This is a genomic window from Halomonas sp. ML-15 (assembly GCF_014779595.1).
GTDB lineage: Bacteria > Pseudomonadota > Gammaproteobacteria > Pseudomonadales > Halomonadaceae > Franzmannia.
The window spans coordinates 1456621-1476105 of record NZ_JACXZT010000019.1 but is presented as its reverse complement, the minus strand read 5'-3'; the positions used below and the strand labels follow the sequence as shown (position 1 = coordinate 1476105).

Annotated in this window: 19 protein-coding genes; 4 read left to right on the top strand and 15 right to left on the bottom strand. The window is 66.1% G+C overall.

The window, feature by feature from the left end; translation table 11 throughout:
- Nucleotides 1-210 precede the first annotated feature (210 nt).
- Nucleotides 211-1566, top strand: coding sequence for a D-alanyl-D-alanine carboxypeptidase family protein (locus tag IEI94_RS18525; RefSeq protein ID WP_191168724.1), 1356 nt, complete (start codon nt 211-213; stop codon nt 1564-1566).
- An 11-nt stretch (nt 1567-1577) separates the two neighbouring features.
- Here IEI94_RS18525 and IEI94_RS18520 read toward each other — a convergent pair whose 3' ends face one another.
- From IEI94_RS18520 to IEI94_RS18495, 6 genes are read right to left on the bottom strand one after another with little or no spacing between them, the layout of a single operon-like run.
- Nucleotides 1578-3035 carry an ABC transporter ATP-binding protein gene (locus IEI94_RS18520; protein WP_191168723.1) on the bottom strand — a complete coding sequence of 486 codons (1458 nt, stop codon included), beginning with the start codon at nt 3033-3035 and terminating at the stop codon, nt 1578-1580.
- On the bottom strand, nt 3032-3862 hold the full coding sequence (locus tag IEI94_RS18515; RefSeq protein WP_191168722.1) for an ABC transporter permease: 831 nt from the start codon (nt 3860-3862) through the stop codon (nt 3032-3034). Before IEI94_RS18515 ends, IEI94_RS18520 begins: the two co-directional genes overlap by 4 nt.
- Nucleotides 3859-4842, bottom strand: a complete 984-nt coding sequence (locus IEI94_RS18510; RefSeq protein ID WP_224750196.1) for an ABC transporter permease — start codon at nt 4840-4842, stop codon at nt 3859-3861. Before IEI94_RS18510 ends, IEI94_RS18515 begins: the two co-directional genes overlap by 4 nt.
- On the bottom strand, nt 4839-6371 hold the full coding sequence (locus IEI94_RS18505; RefSeq protein ID WP_191168721.1) for an ABC transporter substrate-binding protein: 1533 nt from the start codon (nt 6369-6371) through the stop codon (nt 4839-4841). Before IEI94_RS18505 ends, IEI94_RS18510 begins: the two co-directional genes overlap by 4 nt.
- Nucleotides 6372-6400: 29 nt before the next feature.
- A complete protein-coding gene (locus IEI94_RS18500) occupies nt 6401-7270 on the bottom strand; it encodes a metal ABC transporter permease (protein ID WP_191168720.1) in 870 nt (289 codons plus the stop codon).
- Nucleotides 7271-7280: 10 nt separating this feature from the next.
- On the bottom strand, nt 7281-7949 hold the full coding sequence (locus tag IEI94_RS18495; protein WP_191168719.1) for a DUF1826 domain-containing protein: 669 nt from the start codon (nt 7947-7949) through the stop codon (nt 7281-7283).
- Between the two features lie 176 nt (nt 7950-8125).
- Here IEI94_RS18495 and IEI94_RS18490 point away from each other — a divergent pair, with 176 nt between their 5' ends.
- On the top strand, nt 8126-9001 hold the full coding sequence (locus tag IEI94_RS18490) for a DMT family transporter (RefSeq protein WP_191168718.1): 876 nt from the start codon (nt 8126-8128) through the stop codon (nt 8999-9001).
- A 6-nt stretch (nt 9002-9007) separates the two neighbouring features.
- On the opposite strand, the gene IEI94_RS18485 is transcribed toward IEI94_RS18490, so the two are convergent.
- Genes IEI94_RS18485 through IEI94_RS18475 form a run of 3 tightly spaced genes read right to left on the bottom strand, consistent with a single transcriptional unit; the run spans nt 9008 to nt 11613 of the window.
- Nucleotides 9008-9877 (bottom strand): metal ABC transporter permease, encoded by an 870-nt coding sequence (locus IEI94_RS18485; RefSeq protein WP_224750310.1) that lies wholly within the window; start codon nt 9875-9877, stop codon nt 9008-9010.
- A 43-nt stretch (nt 9878-9920) separates the two neighbouring features.
- Nucleotides 9921-10709, bottom strand: coding sequence for a metal ABC transporter ATP-binding protein (locus tag IEI94_RS18480; RefSeq protein WP_191168716.1), 789 nt, complete (start codon nt 10707-10709; stop codon nt 9921-9923).
- The gene (locus IEI94_RS18475; RefSeq protein WP_191168715.1) at nt 10702-11613 is read right to left on the bottom strand and encodes a metal ABC transporter solute-binding protein, Zn/Mn family; all 912 of its coding nucleotides are present in this window, start codon (nt 11611-11613) and stop codon (nt 10702-10704) included. Before IEI94_RS18475 ends, IEI94_RS18480 begins: the two co-directional genes overlap by 8 nt.
- Before the next feature lie 155 nt (nt 11614-11768).
- On the opposite strand from IEI94_RS18475, the gene mntR reads away from it, so the two are divergent.
- Nucleotides 11769-12248, top strand: a complete 480-nt coding sequence (gene mntR / locus IEI94_RS18470) for a manganese-binding transcriptional regulator MntR (protein ID WP_191168714.1) — start codon at nt 11769-11771, stop codon at nt 12246-12248.
- 9 nt (nt 12249-12257) lie between these two features.
- Here mntR and IEI94_RS18465 read toward each other — a convergent pair whose 3' ends face one another.
- A complete protein-coding gene (locus tag IEI94_RS18465) occupies nt 12258-12755 on the bottom strand; it encodes a C40 family peptidase (RefSeq protein ID WP_191168713.1) in 498 nt (165 codons plus the stop codon).
- Between the two features lie 90 nt (nt 12756-12845).
- On the opposite strand from IEI94_RS18465, the gene gloA reads away from it, so the two are divergent.
- The gene (gene gloA, locus IEI94_RS18460; protein ID WP_191168712.1) at nt 12846-13379 is read left to right on the top strand and encodes a lactoylglutathione lyase; all 534 of its coding nucleotides are present in this window, start codon (nt 12846-12848) and stop codon (nt 13377-13379) included.
- A 54-nt stretch (nt 13380-13433) separates the two neighbouring features.
- Here gloA and IEI94_RS18455 read toward each other — a convergent pair whose 3' ends face one another.
- The 5 genes from IEI94_RS18455 to IEI94_RS18435 all read right to left on the bottom strand — a co-directional run.
- Nucleotides 13434-14456, bottom strand: a complete 1023-nt coding sequence (locus tag IEI94_RS18455; RefSeq protein WP_191168711.1) for a type I asparaginase — start codon at nt 14454-14456, stop codon at nt 13434-13436.
- Nucleotides 14441-15859, bottom strand: a complete 1419-nt coding sequence (locus tag IEI94_RS18450; protein ID WP_191168710.1) for an aspartate ammonia-lyase — start codon at nt 15857-15859, stop codon at nt 14441-14443. Before IEI94_RS18450 ends, IEI94_RS18455 begins: the two co-directional genes overlap by 16 nt.
- 69 nt (nt 15860-15928) lie before the next feature.
- Nucleotides 15929-17404 carry an alanine/glycine:cation symporter family protein gene (locus IEI94_RS18445; protein ID WP_191168709.1) on the bottom strand — a complete coding sequence of 492 codons (1476 nt, stop codon included), beginning with the start codon at nt 17402-17404 and terminating at the stop codon, nt 15929-15931.
- A gap of 236 nt (nt 17405-17640) precedes the next feature.
- Complete coding sequence (locus tag IEI94_RS18440; RefSeq protein ID WP_191168708.1) at nt 17641-18612, bottom strand: Bug family tripartite tricarboxylate transporter substrate binding protein; 972 nt, start codon at nt 18610-18612, stop codon at nt 17641-17643.
- Nucleotides 18613-18700: 88 nt separating this feature from the next.
- A partial coding sequence (locus tag IEI94_RS18435; protein WP_191169663.1) for a tripartite tricarboxylate transporter permease occupies nt 18701-19485 on the bottom strand: 785 nt, incomplete at its 5' end.

Genomic DNA, 19485 nt, shown 5'->3' with positions numbered 1-19485 from the left:
CCCTCGAGGCCCTGTGTCCTGCGGCGCTGAGCAAGGCAACGTGCAAATACCCACGATGCGACTGGACAGATGGCAAAGATAGCGCATAAATTCCTTTATGGAGCCGCCTGGCACAGGTAGCAGGGAAAGTCAGCGACGCGGATAGGGCTCACTGTGAAAACAACTCTCGTGACCATAACCACAATAATCGGTCGCCGAAGTCTCTGGGGCATGGCTACCCTGGTACTTGGCATACTTCTATCGGTCTCCTCGGCGCAGGCCAATCCGCGCTATGCGGCGATTGTCATCGACAGCCAGAATGGCGAAGTGCTGCACTCGGCGAATGCCGATGCGACCCGCTACCCGGCGTCGCTAACCAAGATGATGACGCTCTACCTCGCCTTCGAGGCGTTGGACGAGGGGCGTATCAGCCTTGATCAGCCGCTACCGGTCTCCTCCTATGCGGCCTCGATGCAGCCCTCCAAGCTGGGCGTGAAGGCCGGCGACAGCATTACGCTGCGCAATGCCATCCCGGCATTGATCATCCGCTCGGCCAACGATGTAGCCGTGGTGGTGGCCGAAGCCTTGGGTGGCACCGAGCGTCAGTTCGCGGAAATGATGACCGCCAAGGCGCGCAGCCTGGGCATGAAAAACACCTACTTCCGCAATGCCAATGGGCTGCCTGATCCGCTGCAGACCTCTACGGCGCGAGAGTTGGCCACGCTGTCAGTGCGGCTGATGAACGATTTCCCGCATCACTATCACTACTTTTCCAACTCCAGTTTCAGCTACCGCGGCCAGACCATCAACGGCCACAACCGCCTGCTGCGCAACTACCCTGGTGCCGACGGCCTCAAGACCGGCTTCATTCGCGCCTCGGGGTTCAATGTTGCGACCTCTGCGGTGCGTGACGGGCGACGTATCGTTGCCGTGGTGATGGGCGGCTTTACCGCTCAGTCCCGCGACGACCATATGATGACGCTGCTCGACCGCGGCTTTATGCGCGCGGCGCTAAACGATCAGAATGGCTGGGTAGCGGAAACCAGTATCGCCCAGCCCATGGAGACCCTGGTGGCATCGGTGCAGGGTGCCTCCAGTGAGGTGGCGTCAGCTCCGCAGGCGACCACGGCGATGGCCGATCTGCAGACTCAGCCGGCGGCCAGCAGTGAGCCGCTGCGGCTGATTGCTGCGCTGGATGCCCGACCACGCAGCAGTGAACCCAGCACGCTATCCGACGCGCCGACCCGTGCCGAGCCATCGTTTGACTATCGTGACGATAACGACCCCATCCTGGCGGTACTCAGTGCCACGGGCGTGGCCTCGGAGGGCAGCATCGAACAGGCCGACTGGGCAATACAGGTCGGCGCCTATCAGGACTTCGACAAGGCCCGCGACTCGGCGTCGCGCGCCGCCGACTTCCTGCCGAGCATCGATCAGCCGCTGTCACGTGTGGCTGTTACCGAAGTGGAAACCAGTGATCGCAAGATCTTCCGGGCCCGCCTGGTGGATCTGCAGGAGAATCAGGCCCGCGAAACTTGCCACCGCCTGGCCCAGAACGGCCTGGATTGCCAGGTGGTCACGCCCTGAACGCCTAGAGCTCACGCTGATGTACATTCCAACGGCTCCGCATATGCTGCGGGGCCGTTGGCGTTTGCATCCCCCTCTAGTGCCAGTTGCCGATCACACAGCCGCGCGATCAGCGCCGGGTCGTGGCTGACCAGCATCACCCCGCAGTGCCGCTCCCGGGCCAGCTCCACCAGCAGGCTCAAGGTCTGCTGCTGGGTGATGGGGTCGAGGCGCGAGGTGGGTTCGTCGGCGAACAGCAAGCGCGGCTCCAGTAGCAGCACGCGCAGAATGGCGAAGCGCTGCAGCTCGCCACCGGAGATCTCGCCGGGACGCCGCGCCAGCAGGCGCTCGTCGAGGCCCAGGCGCTCCATCAGCGGTGCAATGGCAGTGCGGTCGAGGCGGTGCCGGCGCACCAGGTCGTCGAGCAGCCGTGACAGCCGCCAGTGGGACGAGAAGGCCGCCGGCGGATCCTGGTAGAGCTTCTGCAGACCCAGCCGATGGCCTGGCGCGTGCTCGATCTCGCCGGCATCGCTGCTTGCCAGGCCCAGCAGCATATCGCCCAGGGTGCTCTTGCCGCAGCCGGAGGGGCCGACCACGCCGACGATCTCGCCGGGGCGCACGCTGACGTCGAGATCGCGGAACAGCTGGCGTCCGCCGCGGGTCTTGGCCAGCCCGCGCGCCACTACCGCAGGGGTGGCATCCGGCGCGGTGGTGTGCGGCGGGGGCGCCGGCCAGCGCGAGGGTTCGGCGCTGAGCAGACGTCGGCCATAGTCGGTTTGCGGGTCGCTCAGCACCTGCTGCGCCGGCCCGCGCTCGACCACCTGCCCCTGACGTAGGATCACCACCTCACCGCCGAGGCGGCGGGCGACATCGATATCGTGGGTGATGGTCAACAGCGCGCCGCCGGCCCTTGGTGTTCTGGCCAGCAGCTCGACCACGGCGTCGCGGCGCGGGGCATCGAGCCCCTTGGTGGGCTCGTCGGCGATCACGATGGGCGCACCGCCGGCACTGGCGGCGGCAAACGCCACGCGCTGCGCCATGCCGCCGGAGAGCTCGCCGGGCAGCTTGCCGCCGGCGTCCTCCAGGCCCAGCTCGGCGAGGTCGCGCTGGGCGGCCTGGTGTGCCTTGGCGCGGGGCAGACCGGCCACGTAGCGATGGCTCTCGACGATCTGGGCGGCCGCACGCATGGTGGGATCGAGGGCGTGCCAGGGCTCCTGGGGCAGCAGCGCCAGGCGCTTCCCCCACAGGGCGCGGCGGGCGGCGACATCGGCGGCGGCGTAGGGTTCGCCGTCGATGACGAGGTGGCCGTTGGGGGTAAGGCCGCGCGGCAGCGTGCCCATGATCGCCTGGGCAATCAGGCTCTTGCCCGAACCGGTCTCGCCGAGCAGGGTCAGGCGCTCGCCCGAGGCCAGGTTGAGGGAGAAGGGGGCGATGGTCACGCCGTCGCCCTGAATGGTCAGGTCGGTCACCTGAAGGAGGGGCTGGCTCATCGTGGATCCTTCCCGGCGAGTAGGTTGAGACTGAAGACCAGTATGAACAGGGCCAGGATCGGCTGAGCCATGGCCCAGGGTGCCTCGTGGTAGTAAGGCAGCAGTTCGATCATCATCAGGCCCAGCTCGGCGGTGGGCGGGCGCAACCCCACGCTGACGAAGCCCAGTGCGGCCATGGCCAGGATCGCGCTGGCGGCGCCGAAGGCGGCCAGGGTCAGCACCTGGGGCGCCAGCTCCGGCCACAGATGGCGGCGAAACAGGTAGAGCGGACCGAAGCCGAGCAGGCGGCTCGCCTCGAGTTGGGGCGAGGCGACCAGCACCCGGGTGCGCGCCCGCACCACCCGGAAGTACTCGATCCACAGCACCAGCGAAATGCCCACGTAGAGCGCCCAGAAGTTGCCCGGGGCGATAGCCACCAGCAGCAGCACCAGCAGCAGGCCCGGCAGCGCCAGGCAGGCGTCGGCGACACTGCCCAGAATGCGGTCCAGCCAGCCGCCGCGCCAGCCGGCAATCACCCCGAACAGCAGGCCCGGCACGGCGGCCGTGACCACGCTGAGCAGCGCCATGCCCAGTGACAGGCGCAGGGCGGCGGCGGTGCGCGCGAGCATATCGCGGCCCAGATGATCGGTGCCCAGCGGCGCGGCCAGCGAGGGCAGCTCGAGAATACGCACCAGCTGCTGGCGGGCCGGGTCGGCGTCGTGCCACCAAGGCACCAGCCAGGCGAAGGCCAGCAGCAGCGCCAGCAGCAGCGCGCCGAGGCGTTGGCGGGCGCTCAGCGATGGCCAGGCGAGCTGGCGCAGGGGAGCGGTGAGAATCGATTGCATCATGCCTCACGCCTCCTCGGGTCGAGCCAGTGGCAGATAAGATCCACGGCGGTGTTGAGGGCCACGAACATCAGGCCCATGACCAGCGCGGTGCCCTGGATCATCGGCACGTCGCGGGCGACGATGGCGTGCACCAGGGCGTGGCCGATGCCGGGCCAGGCGAATAGCGTCTCGACCACCACCACGCCCTCGATCAGATAGACGAACTGCACACCCAGGTAGGCGACCACCGGCAGGGCGGCATTGCGCAGCCCGTGGCGCAGGAAGCTGAGTCGCGCGCCCAGCCCCTTGGTATGCGAGAAGGCGAAGTAGGCCGACTCTGAGACCTCGGCCATGGCGTTGCGCGCCACCCGGCTGGAGACCGCCGCCAGCGCCAGTGCCAGCGTCAGCGCCGGCAGTACGTTATGGGAGAAGCGGCCGTGGCCGGCGGCCGGCAGCCAGCCCAGCGCCACTGAGAACAGCAGAATCAATAGCAGGCCCACCACGAAAGGCGGTAGCGCCCGCAGCACGCTGGCGGCAACTTCGCTGCCACGGTCGAGTAGACCCGCTGGCTTGCGGCCGGCCAGCAGCCCCAAGGGGGGGCCGAGCAACAGCGACAGTAGCACCGCCATCACGGCCAGGCTCAGGGAGTGGCCGAGCTGATGCCACAGCTCATGAATCACCGGCTGGCCGCTGACCAGCGAGCGCCCCAGGTCGAATTGCAGCAGGTCCCACAGCCAGCCGAGGTAGGCGGTGAGGGCCGGCTGGTCGAGGGCCAGTTCGGCGCGCACCGCCTCGGCGGCGGCACTGTCGACCATATCGTGGCCGTAGCGGCCGGCGGCAATGCGATAGGCCATGTCGCCGGGCAGGGTGCGGGTCAGCACGAAGGTCAGAGTGCCGACCATCCACGCCACCAGCCCGGCCTGGAACAGGCGCTGGAGCAGCAGGCCGCGCAGGCCGCTGCTCCAGCGCGACGCGTAACGGCTCAGAGTCAGGCTGCTCATTCGGCCCACCTCAGCTCCTCAAGACGGTAGCTGCGTTCCAGCGGATCAATGCTAAAGCCTTCGAGGTGAGTACCGACGGCAGCCGTCTGCTGGTACCAGGCCACCGGTATCACCGGCATCGACTCGTTGAGTCGGGTGGCGATACGCCCGGCCAGCTCGCTGCGCACCTCGGGGTCAGTGTCGTGGCGCAGGGTGGCCAGCCAGCCGGCGACGTCGGCGTCCGACCAGCCCATGGCGCCCCAGTCGCCGCCCATGTTGTCCGGGTCGCTGCCGAAGTCATCCAGCAGGGTGCCCAGCGGGTCGGGCACCAGGCCGTAGTTGCGCGCCGCCAGGCCGAGTTCCAGGCTACCATCCTGATGGCCGGAAGGAATGCCGCTGGCATTGCCCACCGCGACCTCGAGCTCGACGCCCAGCTCGCGCCACTGATCCTGCAGCGCGGTAGCGACCAGCGGCAGCTCTGGGCGGTCGGAGAAGGTGCGCAGGGTCAGGCGGAAGGGCTCGCCGTCGCGTTCGAGGATACCGTCGCCGTTGGCCTCCCAGTCCAGCTCGGCGAGCAGTTCGCGGGCGCGCTCGAGGTCCTGGGCCTCGCTGGCATCCAGGCCCAGATGCCAAGGGCCCAGGGCGTCGGGGAAGAGTTCGGCGGCGGCCGATTCGGGGTGGCGCAGCAGGCCGCTGGCGATGCCGTTACGGTCGACGGCCAGGCTGAGGGCCTGACGGGCACGCTGATCGTCGAGGAAGGGGTGGCCGGCATTGACCTTGAGCACGATGGTCCGCGGCAGCGGCTCGGCGTGCAGGCTGAGCCGATCGTTACGCGACAGCCTGGCGCGGCTCGCCGGATCGAGAGTAAAGACGATATCGGCATCGCGGCTTTCGGCCATCAGGGCGCGGGTCTCGCCGCGGCCCACTGCCAGGTAGCTGGTCTGTCCGATGGCTGCCGCCTCGCCCCAGTAGTCGTCGAAACGTTCGGCGGTGAGCCGCTGCGGCGGCGCCACTGATGCCAGACGGTAAGGGCCGGTGGCAATGAGCTCCTGTACGGCGCCATCGTCGTCGTAGGCGCTCGGCGCCAGGATCAGGGTGGTGGAGTGGGCGAGTAGCGCCGGCAGCGGCGCGAAGGCCTCGTCGAGGCGGATCACTACCTCGTTGTCCTCTGCCTCGATGGCCACGATCGGCGCCGAGTCGAGCATGCCCGGCTTGCGCCAGGCGTGGTCGAGGCTCTCGGCTGCCCCCGCAGCGTCCAGTGGAGAGCCGTCGTGAAAGGTCACATCGTCGCGCAGCGTGAAATGCCAGGTCAGGCCATCATCATCGACCTGCCAGGCGGTGGCCAGCCCCGCGCTGGGCTGGCCATCCTCATCGGTGTCGACCAGCGTCTCGGCGATGCCCATGCGGGCAAACACATAGCCTGATGTGGAGGGATCCAGGCCGGTGATCTCCCAGGGGGCGACCACATCCAGGGAGCGGTCGTCGGCGCTGGCGGTCAGCGGTAGCAGGCCTAGCAGTAAGCCGAAGCCGATAGATCGTGGTGCAAACATCGTAACGTCCTTTGACATTGATGATGGAATCAAGAAGAGGGCAAGCGGCGCCAGCGCGACAGCATGCTGTCGTGACGGCCGCCGATCACCGAGAACACATAGCCGGCGCCGAGCAGCAGCACGATGGCGGGGCCCGACGGCACGGCATAGTGGTAAGAGAGCAGCAGACCGAGCAGGCTGGCGGCCATGGCGGAGCTGGCAGCGACCACGACCATGCCCTCCAGGCGTCGACTCCAGAAGCGTGCCAGGGTCGCCGGCAGGATCATCAGGCCCACGGCCATCAGCGTGCCCAGCGCCTGGAAGCCGACCACCAGGCTGAGCACCACCAGGGTCATGAAGGCGCCTTGAACCCACGCCGGGCGGGCGCCCTGAACACGCAGGAAGCCGGGGTCCAGGGCCTCGACCATCAGGGCGCGCATGCCGATAGCGAGGCCGGCGACCACCACGCTTGCGGTGATCACGATGGCCAACAGGTCATCCCAGCTGACCGCCAGGATCGAGCCGAACAGCAGATGGCTGAGGTCCAGGGCGCTACCCGATGAGTAGATCAGCAGGACCGCCAGCGCCATGGCGGTGAGAAACAGGCTGCTCATGGCGGCGTCCGACTTGAGGCCGCTGATCAGGGTGATGCCGCTGGCCATGAAGACCGTGATCAGCCCGGCGGTCAGCCCGCCGAGCATGATCCAGGGCAGCGATAGCCCGGTCAGCAGGTAGGCGATGGCCACTCCCGGCATGATGGCGTGGGAGAGCGGCTCGCCGATCAGGCTCAGGCCGCGCAGGGTGAGCAGTACGCCGATCACGGGTGCCGTCAGCGACAGCGCCAGGCAGGCCACCAGGGCACGCCGCATGAAGCCGTAGCCAAACGGCAGCATGAACCAGTCGGCGATCACTCCCAGCATTCGGCGATCCTCAGCCTGGATCCAGCGCCAGCAGTAGTCGCCGTTCGCCAGGTGACGGCTGCGGACTGCGATGCACCAGGCCACGGCCCTCATTGCCGATCCAGCCGCCGCCCTTGAGCAGTGCCAGGTCACCGACGCTGAGCTGCTGGATCGCCGCGGGGTCGCGCAGTGGCTCGGGTTTGTCGGGGTGCGGGGCGCCTAGCCCGGCGCGCTCAACCGCCGATTCCGGCAGCCATTCGCTGGCCGGGCCGGCGTAGGTGGTCACCAGCCGCACGCCGAGGTTGTCGACGTGGAAGCGCGGGCACATGGCGCCCTCCAGGGTGCGCAGGCGCACCCCGACGGTCTCGGTGTCGAACAGATAGGCCATGGCCTCGGCGATGGTGCGGATATCCTCGACCAGTGCCGCCCCTTCGTCCGGTGCGGGCAGATGGCACAGCAGGTCGTCACCGAGGCGCTGGTCGACGCCGCCTCGCCAGTGCCACGACAGCGGGCGCGTGCCCGTCAGCTGGGCATCGATGCTGGCAATGAGCGCGGCATCCAGGCGGCGAGTCATCACCGCCAGGGTGATGCCCGGATCGAAGATGCGTGGCAAGACACTGATATCCTCACCAAAGGCCCAGTGAGGGGGCTCGGCGTCCAGCCCGGAGGGGGCGAGGGATGGGGCGGCAGCGGCGGACATGCAGGATCCTCCCGTCGAGAACAATTTAGTTACTATATAACATAACACTCCTGTCGGGAATACGAAGGATTCCGCATTTTGCGCTTATCCATCGCCCCGGGGCGGCGACTCGGCTATGTTAGGAGGCTTAGCTATTGCACCCGATTGGTGCGCTTTAGGGGCTCTAGGGGGGGCGAATGTCACCATCGCTGCAGGGAATATTGTGGATGTGTGCCGGCGTGTTCTGCCTGTCGGTGGGCGACGCCATTTCCAAATGGCTGGGCGAAGTGCACTCGCCGATCCAGATCATCTTCTTCCGCACCCTGATCTCGCTGCCGCTGATTGCGCTGATCGCCCACTTCAACGGCGGCTTGCGCAAGCTCACCACCCGTCGGCCGGGCGTGCATCTGGTGCGCGGCCTGCTGGCCACCGGCACCATGCTCTGCTTCGTGTTTGGCCTGGTGCTGCTGCCGCTGGCCGAAACCACCGCCATCGCTTTCGCCGCGCCGCTTTTCGTCACCCTGCTCTCGGTACCGCTGCTTGGCGAGAAGGTCGCACGCCTGCCGCTGGTAGCGGCCATCGTCGGCTTTCTCGGGGTGCTGGTGGTGGTGCGTCCCGGAGGCGCCGGCTTCCAGCTCGGTGCCCTTGTGGTGGTGGCGGCGGCGATGTTCTATGCCCTGGTGATGATTACCGCGCGGCGCTATGGGGTGCGCGAGTACCTGTGGGCGATGGTGTTCTACGTCACCCTGGTGCCGCTACTGGTCACCGCGGCGATGCTGCCCTGGGTGTGGCAGACGCCGTGGCCGGCTCACTGGTGGGGGTTTATCGGTGCCGGCATCTTCGGTATCGGCGCCATGGCCTGCCTGACCCTGGCCTTCCGCCACGCGCCGGCGGCGCTGGCCGCGCCCTTCGACTACACCGGCATGCTGTGGGCGGTGCTGCTGGGCTGGTGGTTCTGGGGCGAGATGCCGGACCTGTGGGTCTACATCGGCACCGCGATCATCATCGGTAGCGGTCTGGCGATCGCCTATCACGAGCGCCGGACTACCCTCAAGCGGCGCCCCACGGCGTGATATGCATCACTCCTGCAGGCGGTTGCGTCGCCAGACGCGCACCAGCAGGCCGTGCTTGGGCGCGGCGATCAGCGCCAGGCAGAACAGCGCGGTAGCGACCAGCACGATGGCGCCGCCGGAGGCGACGTCGAGGTGGAACGACAGCAGCAGCCCGGCGACGGCCGAGATGATGCCGACCAGCACCGCGATGGCCAGCATCGGCTTGAAGCGGTCGGTCAGCAGATGGGCGGTAGCGCCCGGGGTGATCAGCATCGCTACTACCAGGATGATGCCCACGGTTTCCAGGCTGGCGACGATGGTCAGCGTCAGCAGCAGGATCAGCCCGTAGTGAATCAGGCCGATATTGAAACCTAGCGCCTGGGCCTGTTGGGGGTCGAAGGTGTAGAGCAGCAGCGGCCGATAGGCCAGCCAGATCGCCAGTATCGCAATCACACCGGCCAGCAGGGTAAGCATCAGTGCCGAGGTCTGCACGCCGAGCACGTTACCGAACAGGATATGCATCAGGTGGGTGCTCGAGGCGATCTTGCTGATGATCACGATGCCCAGCGCAAAGGCGGCGGTGAACATCAGCCCCATGGCAGCATCCGACTTGATGCGCGTATGGCGTTCGATGGCGCCGATACCCAGGGAGGTCAGGGCGCCGGTGATAAAGGCGCCGATAAAGAACGGCCAGCCGAGCAGGTAGGCGATGGCGACCCCCGGCAGCACGGCGTGGGAGATGGCATCCCCCAGCAGCGACCAGCGCTTGAGCACCACGAAGCTCGACAGCAGGCCGCAGATGGCGCCGACCAGCACCGAGGTCAGCAGCGCACGCTGCATAAAGCGGTACTCGAACGGCGCCGACAGGCTGTCGGGCAGCAGGCCGATAGGTATCATCAACAGCCCGATCAGGGCCTCGATAAGGTCGCTTCCCAGGCTCTCAAGCAGCGGCACGCACGCCTCCCGCAGTGGACCGGGGGGCAACCCCGACGGCCAGCTGTGCCAGCATGGCATCGCTGAGCATCTCGGCGGGCGGCCCCATCCCCACCAGCGTCTGGTTGATCAGCGCGACCTGATCGGCGTGGCGGCGGGCGCTGGGCAGGTCGTGAGTCACCATGATAATGGTGCGGCCGGCACGACGTTCGCGCTCGAGCATGTCGAGGATGAGCCGCTCGCTGGGGGGGTCGACGCCGGCCAGCGGTTCATCGAGCAGCAGGATATCGGCCTGTTGGGCCAGCGCCCTGGCCAGCATGACCCGCTTCTTCTGGCCACCGGAGAGCTCGCCGATGGGACCTGCAGCGTGGTCTCGCATATCGACGGCCTCCAGCGCCTCTTCGACGGCACGACGGTGCGCTGGATTGGCCCAGTGGTCGGGCATCAGGCGTTGCCACCAAGGGTCCTGGCGCATCAGGCCGTAGCGCCCGGTCATTACCGTCTCCCGCACCGAGACCGGGAAATCCCACTCCATCTGTTCCTGCTGCGCCATGTAGGCGATCTTGCCTGCACGACGCTGCTGGTTGGCGCTGCCACCGAGGATCCGCAGTTCGCCACTCAGCGGCTGCAGGCTACCGGTCACCACCTTCAGCAAGCTCGACTTGCCGGCCCCATTGGGGCCGACGATAGCGGTCCACTGGCCGGCGGGCAGCGCCAGGGTGATATCGGTGAGCACCGGTTGGCGGTGATAAGCTGCGCATAGTCGGCGTGCCTCGATGGCGGGCGTGTCAGTCACGGCTGGCTCCCAGTGCCTCGCTCAGAAGGGCGGCGTTATGGCGCAGCATGGCATCATAGTCAGGCGCCTCGCCATCGGCGGCGCTGGTCGAGTCGACATACAGCGGCCCGGCGATGACGACACCGGTCTCATCGGCAACGCTGCGCACATGGCGGTCCGAGATGGTGCTCTCCCAGAAGATGGCGGCCGGCTGGCGCTCCTCGATCAAGTCCACGATTCGCATCAGCTGCCTCGGGGTGCCTTCCTCCTCGGCATTGGTGCCCCAGATGCCGTCATGCTCGAAGTCGAAGGCGTCGGCAAAATAGATGAACGCCGCCTCGCTGGTGATCAGCAGGCGCTGCTCTGTGGGGATGTCGGCCAGCGCTTCCAGGATCTCGGCGTGCAAGGCGTCTAGCGATTCGGCAAGTGCTTCGCCGCGTGCCTCAAACGCCTCGGCAGCCTCTGGTTTGGCCTCGCCGAGTGCTGTGGCAATCACCCGGGCGTATTCTGCGCTGGCGCGGGGATCCATCCACAGGTGCGGGTCGGGTTCACCGGCAAGGTCGCCGGTGACAATCGGCTGGGTGTCATAGCCCGATGCCTCGGCCACGGCAATGACCGGGACCTCGTCGCCGACGCTCGACTCGACCTGGGCGATCCACTGTTCGAGGCCATAGCCGTTGTAGAACACCAGGTCGGCCTGTTCCAGGTCGACGAAGTTGCTGGGCACCAGCTCCCACTCGTGGACTTCCGCGCCCACCGGGGTCAGGGTGGTAACGTCAGCATCGTCGCCCGCGACGCGTTCGACCAGGTCTCCCAGTACCGAGAAGGTGGTGGCCACCTTCAGCGGCTGTGTCTCGGCCTGAGCGATGCCTCCGACGCTGATAGCCAGTATGCCCAGCAAGGTAAAGCGCTTGCCATATTGCATCGTTGCCTCCCGTTGGATAGCCGCCCAGCGGCCGAGCGTTGAACAAGGGTCAGGATTGAGTAGCATGTAAATAACTTAGCAAAGGCTAACTGTATTGCGCAAGGCATTAATGATGTGAGGTTGCTGTGTAGAGGCAGGTTGGCTATATTCGTCGCATGATTGATACCCCAGATGAAGCACCCTTCCCGAGTTTGAGCGAGGCTGATGCGCTGCCGCCAAGCGAACAGCATGCTCAGCAATATGCTGCCGTGCGCAATGCGCATGAGACCGAGTTACTGGAAGACTATGTCGAACTGATCGGCGACCTGATCGTGCATCAGGGCGAGGCGCGCTCGGCGGATATTGCGCTACGCATGGGGGTCAGCCAGGCCACCGTCTCCAAGATGGTGGGGCGCTTGAAGAGCCTCGGTCTGGTGGCCAGCAAGCCCTATCGCTCGCTGTTCTTGACCGAGGAAGGCGAGACGATGGCGAGGATGTCCCGCGAGCGGCACGCCATCGTGTTGCAGTTCTTGCGTGCTCTGGGCGTCAGCGACGACACGGCGCGGATCGATGCCGAAGGCATGGAGCATCACGTCAGCCAGGAAACCCTCGATGCCATGCAGCGCTTCTCGCGACAGCGCGGCATACCCGACTGATGGGCACGCTCAGGGCGCCGGGGCCGCCGCGCCCAGGAAGCGCGTCTGCCAGTAGTCGATGTCGAGCGGCACGCTGACCACTTCGCGGCCGCGGCCCGGGGCGTGAATCATCTGGCGATCGCCCTGATAGATCCCTACGTGTGTCGCCTTGCGCCCGCGGCCAAAGAACAGCAGATCCCCCGGGCGAGCCGTGTCGACCTGCGGCAGTTGCCGGAACTGGTCATCGGCAGTACGCGGCACCCGAATACCGGCGGCGCGATAGGCCATTTCCACCAGTCCCGAACAGTCGAGCCCTCTGGGGGTGTTGCCGCCAAAGCGATAGGGCGTGCCCAGCGCCTGCTGGGCGTTGGCCAGGATCATGGCGCGCTCGATGGAGAGCCCGTCGCCCGTGCGTGGCGTATCGCGGGTGGCGATATCGCGGCTGGCGCAGCCGGAGAGCAGCGCTATCAACAACAGAGCCCAAACGAACGGCAGTACGTGTCGGGGTGAGGCGTAGCAGGGTGTCATCGTGGGGCTCCGGGCTTGAATTTGCGTTGCCGCATACTTAGATACCCTAGTATTCCTTAATGCATCTTTTGATTAATAGAGGATTTTCGGATGAGCTTCAACGGTGAGCAGCATCCTGGCGTACAAGCCCCCACTGCCGAGTCGCAGGGCTTCCGGCTCAACCACACCATGCTGCGTATCAAGGACCCAGAAAAGTCGCTGGCCTTCTACACCCGGGTGTTCGGCATGCAGGTGGTGCGTCGGCTAGACTTCGAGGAGATGCAGTTCAGCCTGTATTTCCTGGCCAAGCTCGAGTCCGGCGACGCGGTACCCGAGGATGACGGCCAGCGCACGGTCTGGACCTTCAGCCAGAAGGGGCTGCTCGAGTTGACCCATAACTGGGGCACCGAGACCCAGGACGATCTCAGCTACCATGATGGCAACGCCGAGCCTCAGGGTTTCGGGCATATCTGCTTCAGCGTGCCGGATCTCGACGCCGCGGCGGCATGGTTCGATGCCAATGACGTCGAATACGTCAAGCGCCCCGATCAGGGCAAGATGAAGGACGTCGCCTTCGTCAAGGATGTCGACGGCTACTGGATCGAGGTGGTACAGGCCGACCGCTTGGCTGGCCTGGGCGATTGACCCCGCTGCTGTCACAGTACGCTTCTGGGCGGCAGCAGCGCCTGTGCTGTCAGCTCATGGCGCCAACAGGGTCATCTCGCCGCGTAGCGGACGGGTCATGGCCTGGCGCAGTGCATCTCCCGTAAGTCCTTTGCCCAGCAGCACTTGCAGCTTAGTCACTGCGGCTTCCACGGTCATGTCCTGACCGGCCACGACACCCGCGGTATTCAGGGCGGTGCCGGTGGCGTATGCGCCCTGTTGAACCCGCCCCTGGTGACACTGCGTCAGGTTGATGGCTACCACGCCCCGCGCCGCGGCGCGCTCCAGGCCTGCGAGGAGTCGCCCCTGCGATTCAGGCGGATTTCCCACCCCATAGGTCACCAGCACCAGCCCCTGTAGGTGAGGATCGTCGAGTAGTGCTTCGATCAGCCGCGTCGACAAGCCGGGATGGCAATAAAGCAGGCCCACTCTGTCGGGCTCGAAAGCTATCGTTGAGAAGTCCGGGCGCCCAGCGGGCAGGGGCTGTCTCGGGAAGAAGCGTAGCTCGATGCCGGCTTCGCCGAGCCAGGGGGCATTGGGTGAGTCGAAGGCATCCATGCCCTGGCTGCTGACCTTGCGCGCGCGGTTGCCACGCAGCAAGCGATCGTGGAAAGCGAGGCACACTTCGTGGGGGGTGGCAGGGTGCGCGGCTGCCTGCATGGCCAGGATGATGTTGTTGAGGGCGTCGCTGCGCGGTTCGCCTAGGGGGATCTGCGACCCGGTCAATATCACCGGCTTATCGAGTGTGCCGAGCAGAAAGGATAGCGCCGAGGCGGTGTAGGCCATGGTGTCGGTGCCATGCAGGATCACGAAACCGTCGTAGTGCTCCCAGGCCGTGGCCAGCACGGCGACCATGCGCTGCCAGCATCCCGGAATAAGGTCGGCGCTGTCGATAAGTGGCTGCAGGCTGTGCAGGGCGTAGTCCGGCAGCGTCCCGGGCGGATAGGCTGCCAGGGCCGTGTCGAGACGCTCGTCGAAGTCGGCAGAGGGCACATAGCCCGCCGGGGACGCCTGCATGCCCAGGGTACCGCCGGTATAGAGAATCAGCAGTCGTGGCATGGTCGATCCTCCTGCATGGGTGCCAGCATGGCGTTGGGCAGCAACAGCGCATCGAGGCGCTGGGGATCCAGCAGCCCTTCGGCGATCACCAGTTCGCGGATTGTGGCACCGCTATGCAGGGCCTGGCGGGCGATACGCGTGGCGTTGGCATAGCCGATGTGGGGTACCAGCGAGGTCACCACGCCGATGCTGCGCTCGACGTGCTGGGCGCAGGTCTCGCGGTTGGCCTCGATGCCGACGATGCAGCGGGTGCGCAACATATGACAGGCCTCGCCCAGCATGCGCATGGCATTGAGCAGGTTGTAGATGATCATCGGCTCCATGGCGTTGAGCTGCAGCTGCCCGGCCTCGGCGGCCATGGTCACGGCGAGATCGCTGGCGATCACCTGGTAGGCGGTCTGGTTCACCGCCTCGGGAATCACCGGATTGATCTTGCCGGGCATGATCGAGGAGCCGGGTTGTACAGGGGGCAGGGTGATTTCACCCAGTCCGGTGCGCGGCCCGCTGGAGAGCAGGCGTAGGTCGTTGCACAGCTTGCCGAGCTTGATGGCGAAGCGCTTGAGCATCCCCGACAAAAACACGAAGGCGCCCATGTCCGACGTGGCCTCGATGAGGTGTGACGCCGGCACCAGCGGGCGCGCCGACAACTGCGCCAGGTGCTCGACGGCCAGTGCCTGATAGCGTGCCGGGGCGTTGAGGCCGGTGCCGATGGCGGTGCCGCCGAGGTTGATCTCGCACAGCAGGCGCTGGGCTTCCCGCAGGCGCTCGATGTCCTCGCCGAGGTTGACCGCGAAGGCCTCGAACTCCTGCCCCAGGGTCATGGGCACGGCGTCCTGCAGTTGGGTGCGCCCCATCTTGACCACGTCGGCGAAGGCCACGGCCTTCTCCTGCAGGGCATCGCCCAGCTCACTGATGGCGGTGATCAGCGGCTCTGCGGCGAACTGCAGGCTCAGGCAGGCGGCAGTGGGGTAGGCGTCGTTGGTCGACTGGGAGCGGTTGACGTCGTCGTTGGGGTGCAGGTGCTGGTAGGCCCCCTTGGGGTGGCCAAGCTTGGCCAGCGCCAAGTTGGCGATCACCTCGTTGGCGTTCATGTTGGTGGAGGTGCCGGCGCCCCCCTGGATCAGGTCGACCACGAACTGGTCGTGCAGCGCGCCGTCGATGATCTCCTGGCAGGCGGCCTGGATCGCTTCGGCCTTGTGGGGCTCGAGGGTGCCCACCGCCTGGTTGGCGCTGGCGGCGGCCGACTTGACCATGGCCAGGGCCTGCACCAGCTCGGGGAAGTGGCTGATCGGGATCCCCGTGATACGAAAGTTCTCCAGCGCGCGCTGGGTCTGGATGCCGTACCAGGCGTCCGCTGGCACGGCGCGTTCGCCTAGCAAGTCATGTTCGATGCGTGTGGTCATGGCGTAAGCGCTCTTGGGTCAGACGGCAACGCCAGCCCTGCCGAGGGCGGGGCTGGCGCGGGGTGTTGATCACTCTGTGGCGGGGGTGCCGGGCGCCTTGGCGGCGCCTGCCTGCAGGCGTTTCCGATCCTCGGGTTCGAGGTCCCAGGCGTGCGGGTAGAGGTTGAGGTCCGGGTGTTGGCCGGCGTCGAAGACCGGCTGGCTGACGCCCTGGCGACGTTGGTCGTCGTAGTCCTTGAGGATGCGCAGCCCCTTCTTGAACAGCAGGATCAGTGCCACCAGGTTGGTGACCGCCAGCAGTCCCATGGTGACGTCGGCGAAGCCGAACACCGTGCTCAGGTCGGCGGTGGCGCCCCAGCACACCAGCAGCACGATGGCCACACGGAAGGCGTTGAACAGGTTCTGGTTGTCGCGACTGAAGAAGTTCAGGCTGTTCTCGCCCAGGTAGTAGTTGTAGAGGATGGTGCTGAAGGCGAACAGCAGCAGTGCCACGCTGACGAAAGTGCGGCCCCACTCGCCGACGTGGTCGGCCAACGCCACCTGGGTTAGGGCGATGCCCTCGATATTGCCACTGGCGCCTGGGTCATAGGCACCACTGAGCAGGATCAGGAAAGCGGTGGAGGAGCAGATGATCAGGGTGTCGATGAACACCGAGAAGGCCTGCACGATACCCTGGTTGGCCGGGTGTGGCACATAGGCTACGGCGGCCACGTTGGGGGCGCTGCCCAGGCCGGCCTCGTTGGAGAACAGGCCGCGCTGGAGGCCTATCATGATGGCCGCACCGATGCCGCCACCGATGGCCGGCTCGAGGCCGAAGGCGCTGTTGACGATCAGGGTCACGACCTCGGGGATGCGCTCGAGATTCAGGCCGACGACAATCAGTGCGATCAGCAGATAGCCGACGGCCATGAAGGGCACCAGTACCTCGGAGATGCGGGCGATCCGTTTGATCCCCCCAAAGATGATCAGGCCGACCAGCATGGCCAGGGCGATGCCACTGTAGAGCACCGGCACACCGAAGGCGTCGTTGAAGGAGGTCGACACGGCGTAGGACTGCAGCGCGGTGAAGGCAAAGCCGAAGGTCAGCAGCAGTAGCACCGAATAGAAGCCGGCCAGCCAGCGCCAGTTGCGGCCGAGACCCTTGACGATGTAATAGGCCGGCCCACCGCGATAGGTACCGTCACCCTGAGGCTGCTTGTAGGTTTGTGCCAGGGTGCATTCGAGGAAGCTCGTGGCCATGCCCATCAGGCCGACCAGCCACATCCAGAAGATGGCACCCGGGCCGCCCAAGGTGATGGCCACGGCGACGCCAGCGATATTGCCGCCGCCGACGCGACCGGCGACAGACAGCACCAGCGCCTGGAAACTGCTGAGGTGGCCGTGTTTGTCATGGCGGAAGGCCTGGCGAGATCCCAGGATCTGGAACATGCGGCCGAAGTAACGAAACTGGACGAAGCGTGAGGCAACGGTGAAACCGATGCCCACGCCGACCAGCAGGACGAGAAGGACTTTGCCCCAGAGGAGCTCGTTGAGCAGATCAAGCATGAGGGTTCTCCGCTGTTGTCTTATTGGTAGCGATTCCCGATTAAACCAGTTGATCTGACTGGAAAAGCTTGGCACAACGATGCACTACGCTGCATTTTTTGCGTCACATAGTGCAGCAGACTGCACCGCCTGCCTGGTGCATTAGGTGCCATCACCAAAAAAACGCCCGAGGCCACTCTTTCACTGGCCTCGGGCGCCGTCGTCACTGCCCGCTCATGCTGGGCGGTGTGCGTCGATCACTCCTCGTCTTCCGGCAGCCCGCCCAGCTCCTCGAGCAGGGCCTGGTAGCCTTCGACCTGATCGCTGAGGGTCTGGGTGACCTCGTCCTCGGGCATCCAGGTCACCGGCATCAGGATGCGCTCCTCGGTGATCTCGATGAAGCGCTCGTCCTGGGTGGCGACCTCGAGAGCCTCGGCGAGGCGCTCGACGTGGCTGTCCGGGGTGTTCTGCGGCACCATGGCCACGCGTATCTCGGCGGCGTTGATGTCGTAGCCGGCCTCCTGCAGGGTCGGTGCATTGGGGAAGGCCGCCAGGCGATCCTCGGCCAGGCTCAGCAGCACCGGCATCTCGCCGGAGTCGGCATAGCCCGAGTGGGTGCCGCCGCTGTAGGCGAAGTCGACGTCGCCGGAGAGGATCAGCGGGGCCATGCCGGCGCCGCCGGAGGTCGGCACGATGCGCAGATCGAGGTCTTCCTGCTGGGCGATGTATTCGATGATCATGCGGTCCAGGGCGGTCTGGGTCGCATAGGTGGTGCCAGGATTCTCCTTGGCGTAGTCGATCAGACCTTCCCAGGTATCGCCGAAGGGACGGTCCTCACCGGTGACCATGGCCGACTGGCCGAGGGTCACGCCCGCCACGTAGCGGAAGTCGTCGAGCTGGTAATTGGTTTCGGTGGAGAGCGGGCCGAAGGTGATGGTCATCGAGGTACCGAAGACGAAGGTATAGCCCTCGTCGTCGCTGACCGCCAGGCGCGACAGCGCCACGCCGCCGCCGGCCCCCGGCTGGTTGACCACGTTGACCGGCTGGCCGAGCTCCTCCTCGAGCACGTTGGCCAGCACGCGGGCCTGGATATCGGTGCTGCCACCGGCCCCCCAGCCGACCACCAGGGTCAGCGGCTTGCTCGGGAAGTCATCGGCCTGGACCTGTCCGGCCACGCCAACGACCATGGCGGCGGAGAGGACGGCAGTACCCAGCAGTTGCATTTTCATGATCGGAACCTCTTGGTTGCATTGTTGTGTTGGTTGGGCGCATTGGCCCTGGGGACGTGATAGGGGCCGGCCCGAACGCCGGCCCCTATCACACTTGCTTGGCCTTGTACCTTGCCTGCATCCAGCGCCGGTAGCTGCTCCAGCTCAGGTGCAACACCAACAGAATGGTGATGATGACGAAGGCCAGGGCGATGGGCCGCTGAAGGAGGATCGAGACCTCCCCGCCCGACAGAATGATCGACTGGCGCAGGTTCATCTCCAGCATCGGCGTGACGATGAAGGCGACCAGGAAGGTGACGAAGGAGAAGTCGAACTTCTTCAGGAAATAGCCGAACAGCGCGAAGCCGAACACCGTGATCAGCCCGAAGGTGCCGTAGCCCTGGACCTGAATGCCGGCCAGGCACAGAAAGATCACCACCGGAATCACGATATTGGGCGGCACGCTGGTGACCCGGGCAAAGATGCGCAGGCCATACCAGCCCACCGCCAGCATCAGCAGGCTGGCGACGATCATTCCCGAGAAGATGGTGAACAGCATCTCCGGGTGGTCGCGCAGCATCAGCGGCCCGACCTGGATGCCGTGGATCATGAAGGCGCCCACCAGCAGGGCCGCCGACACGCTGCCCGGGATACCGAGACCGAACAGCGGGATATAGCTGGCCGGAATCACCGCATTATCGGCGGACTCGGCGGCGGCGATGCCGTTGGGATTGCCCTTGCCGAAGCTGTCCGGATCCTTGGCCTGGCGCTTGGCGAAGCCGTAGGCCATGAACGCGCCCACCGACGGGCCGAGGCCGGGCAGGGCGCCGACGAAGGCGCCGATGCCGGTGCTCTTGAAGATGGTCGGCAGCGTGCCTCTGAACTCCTTCCAGC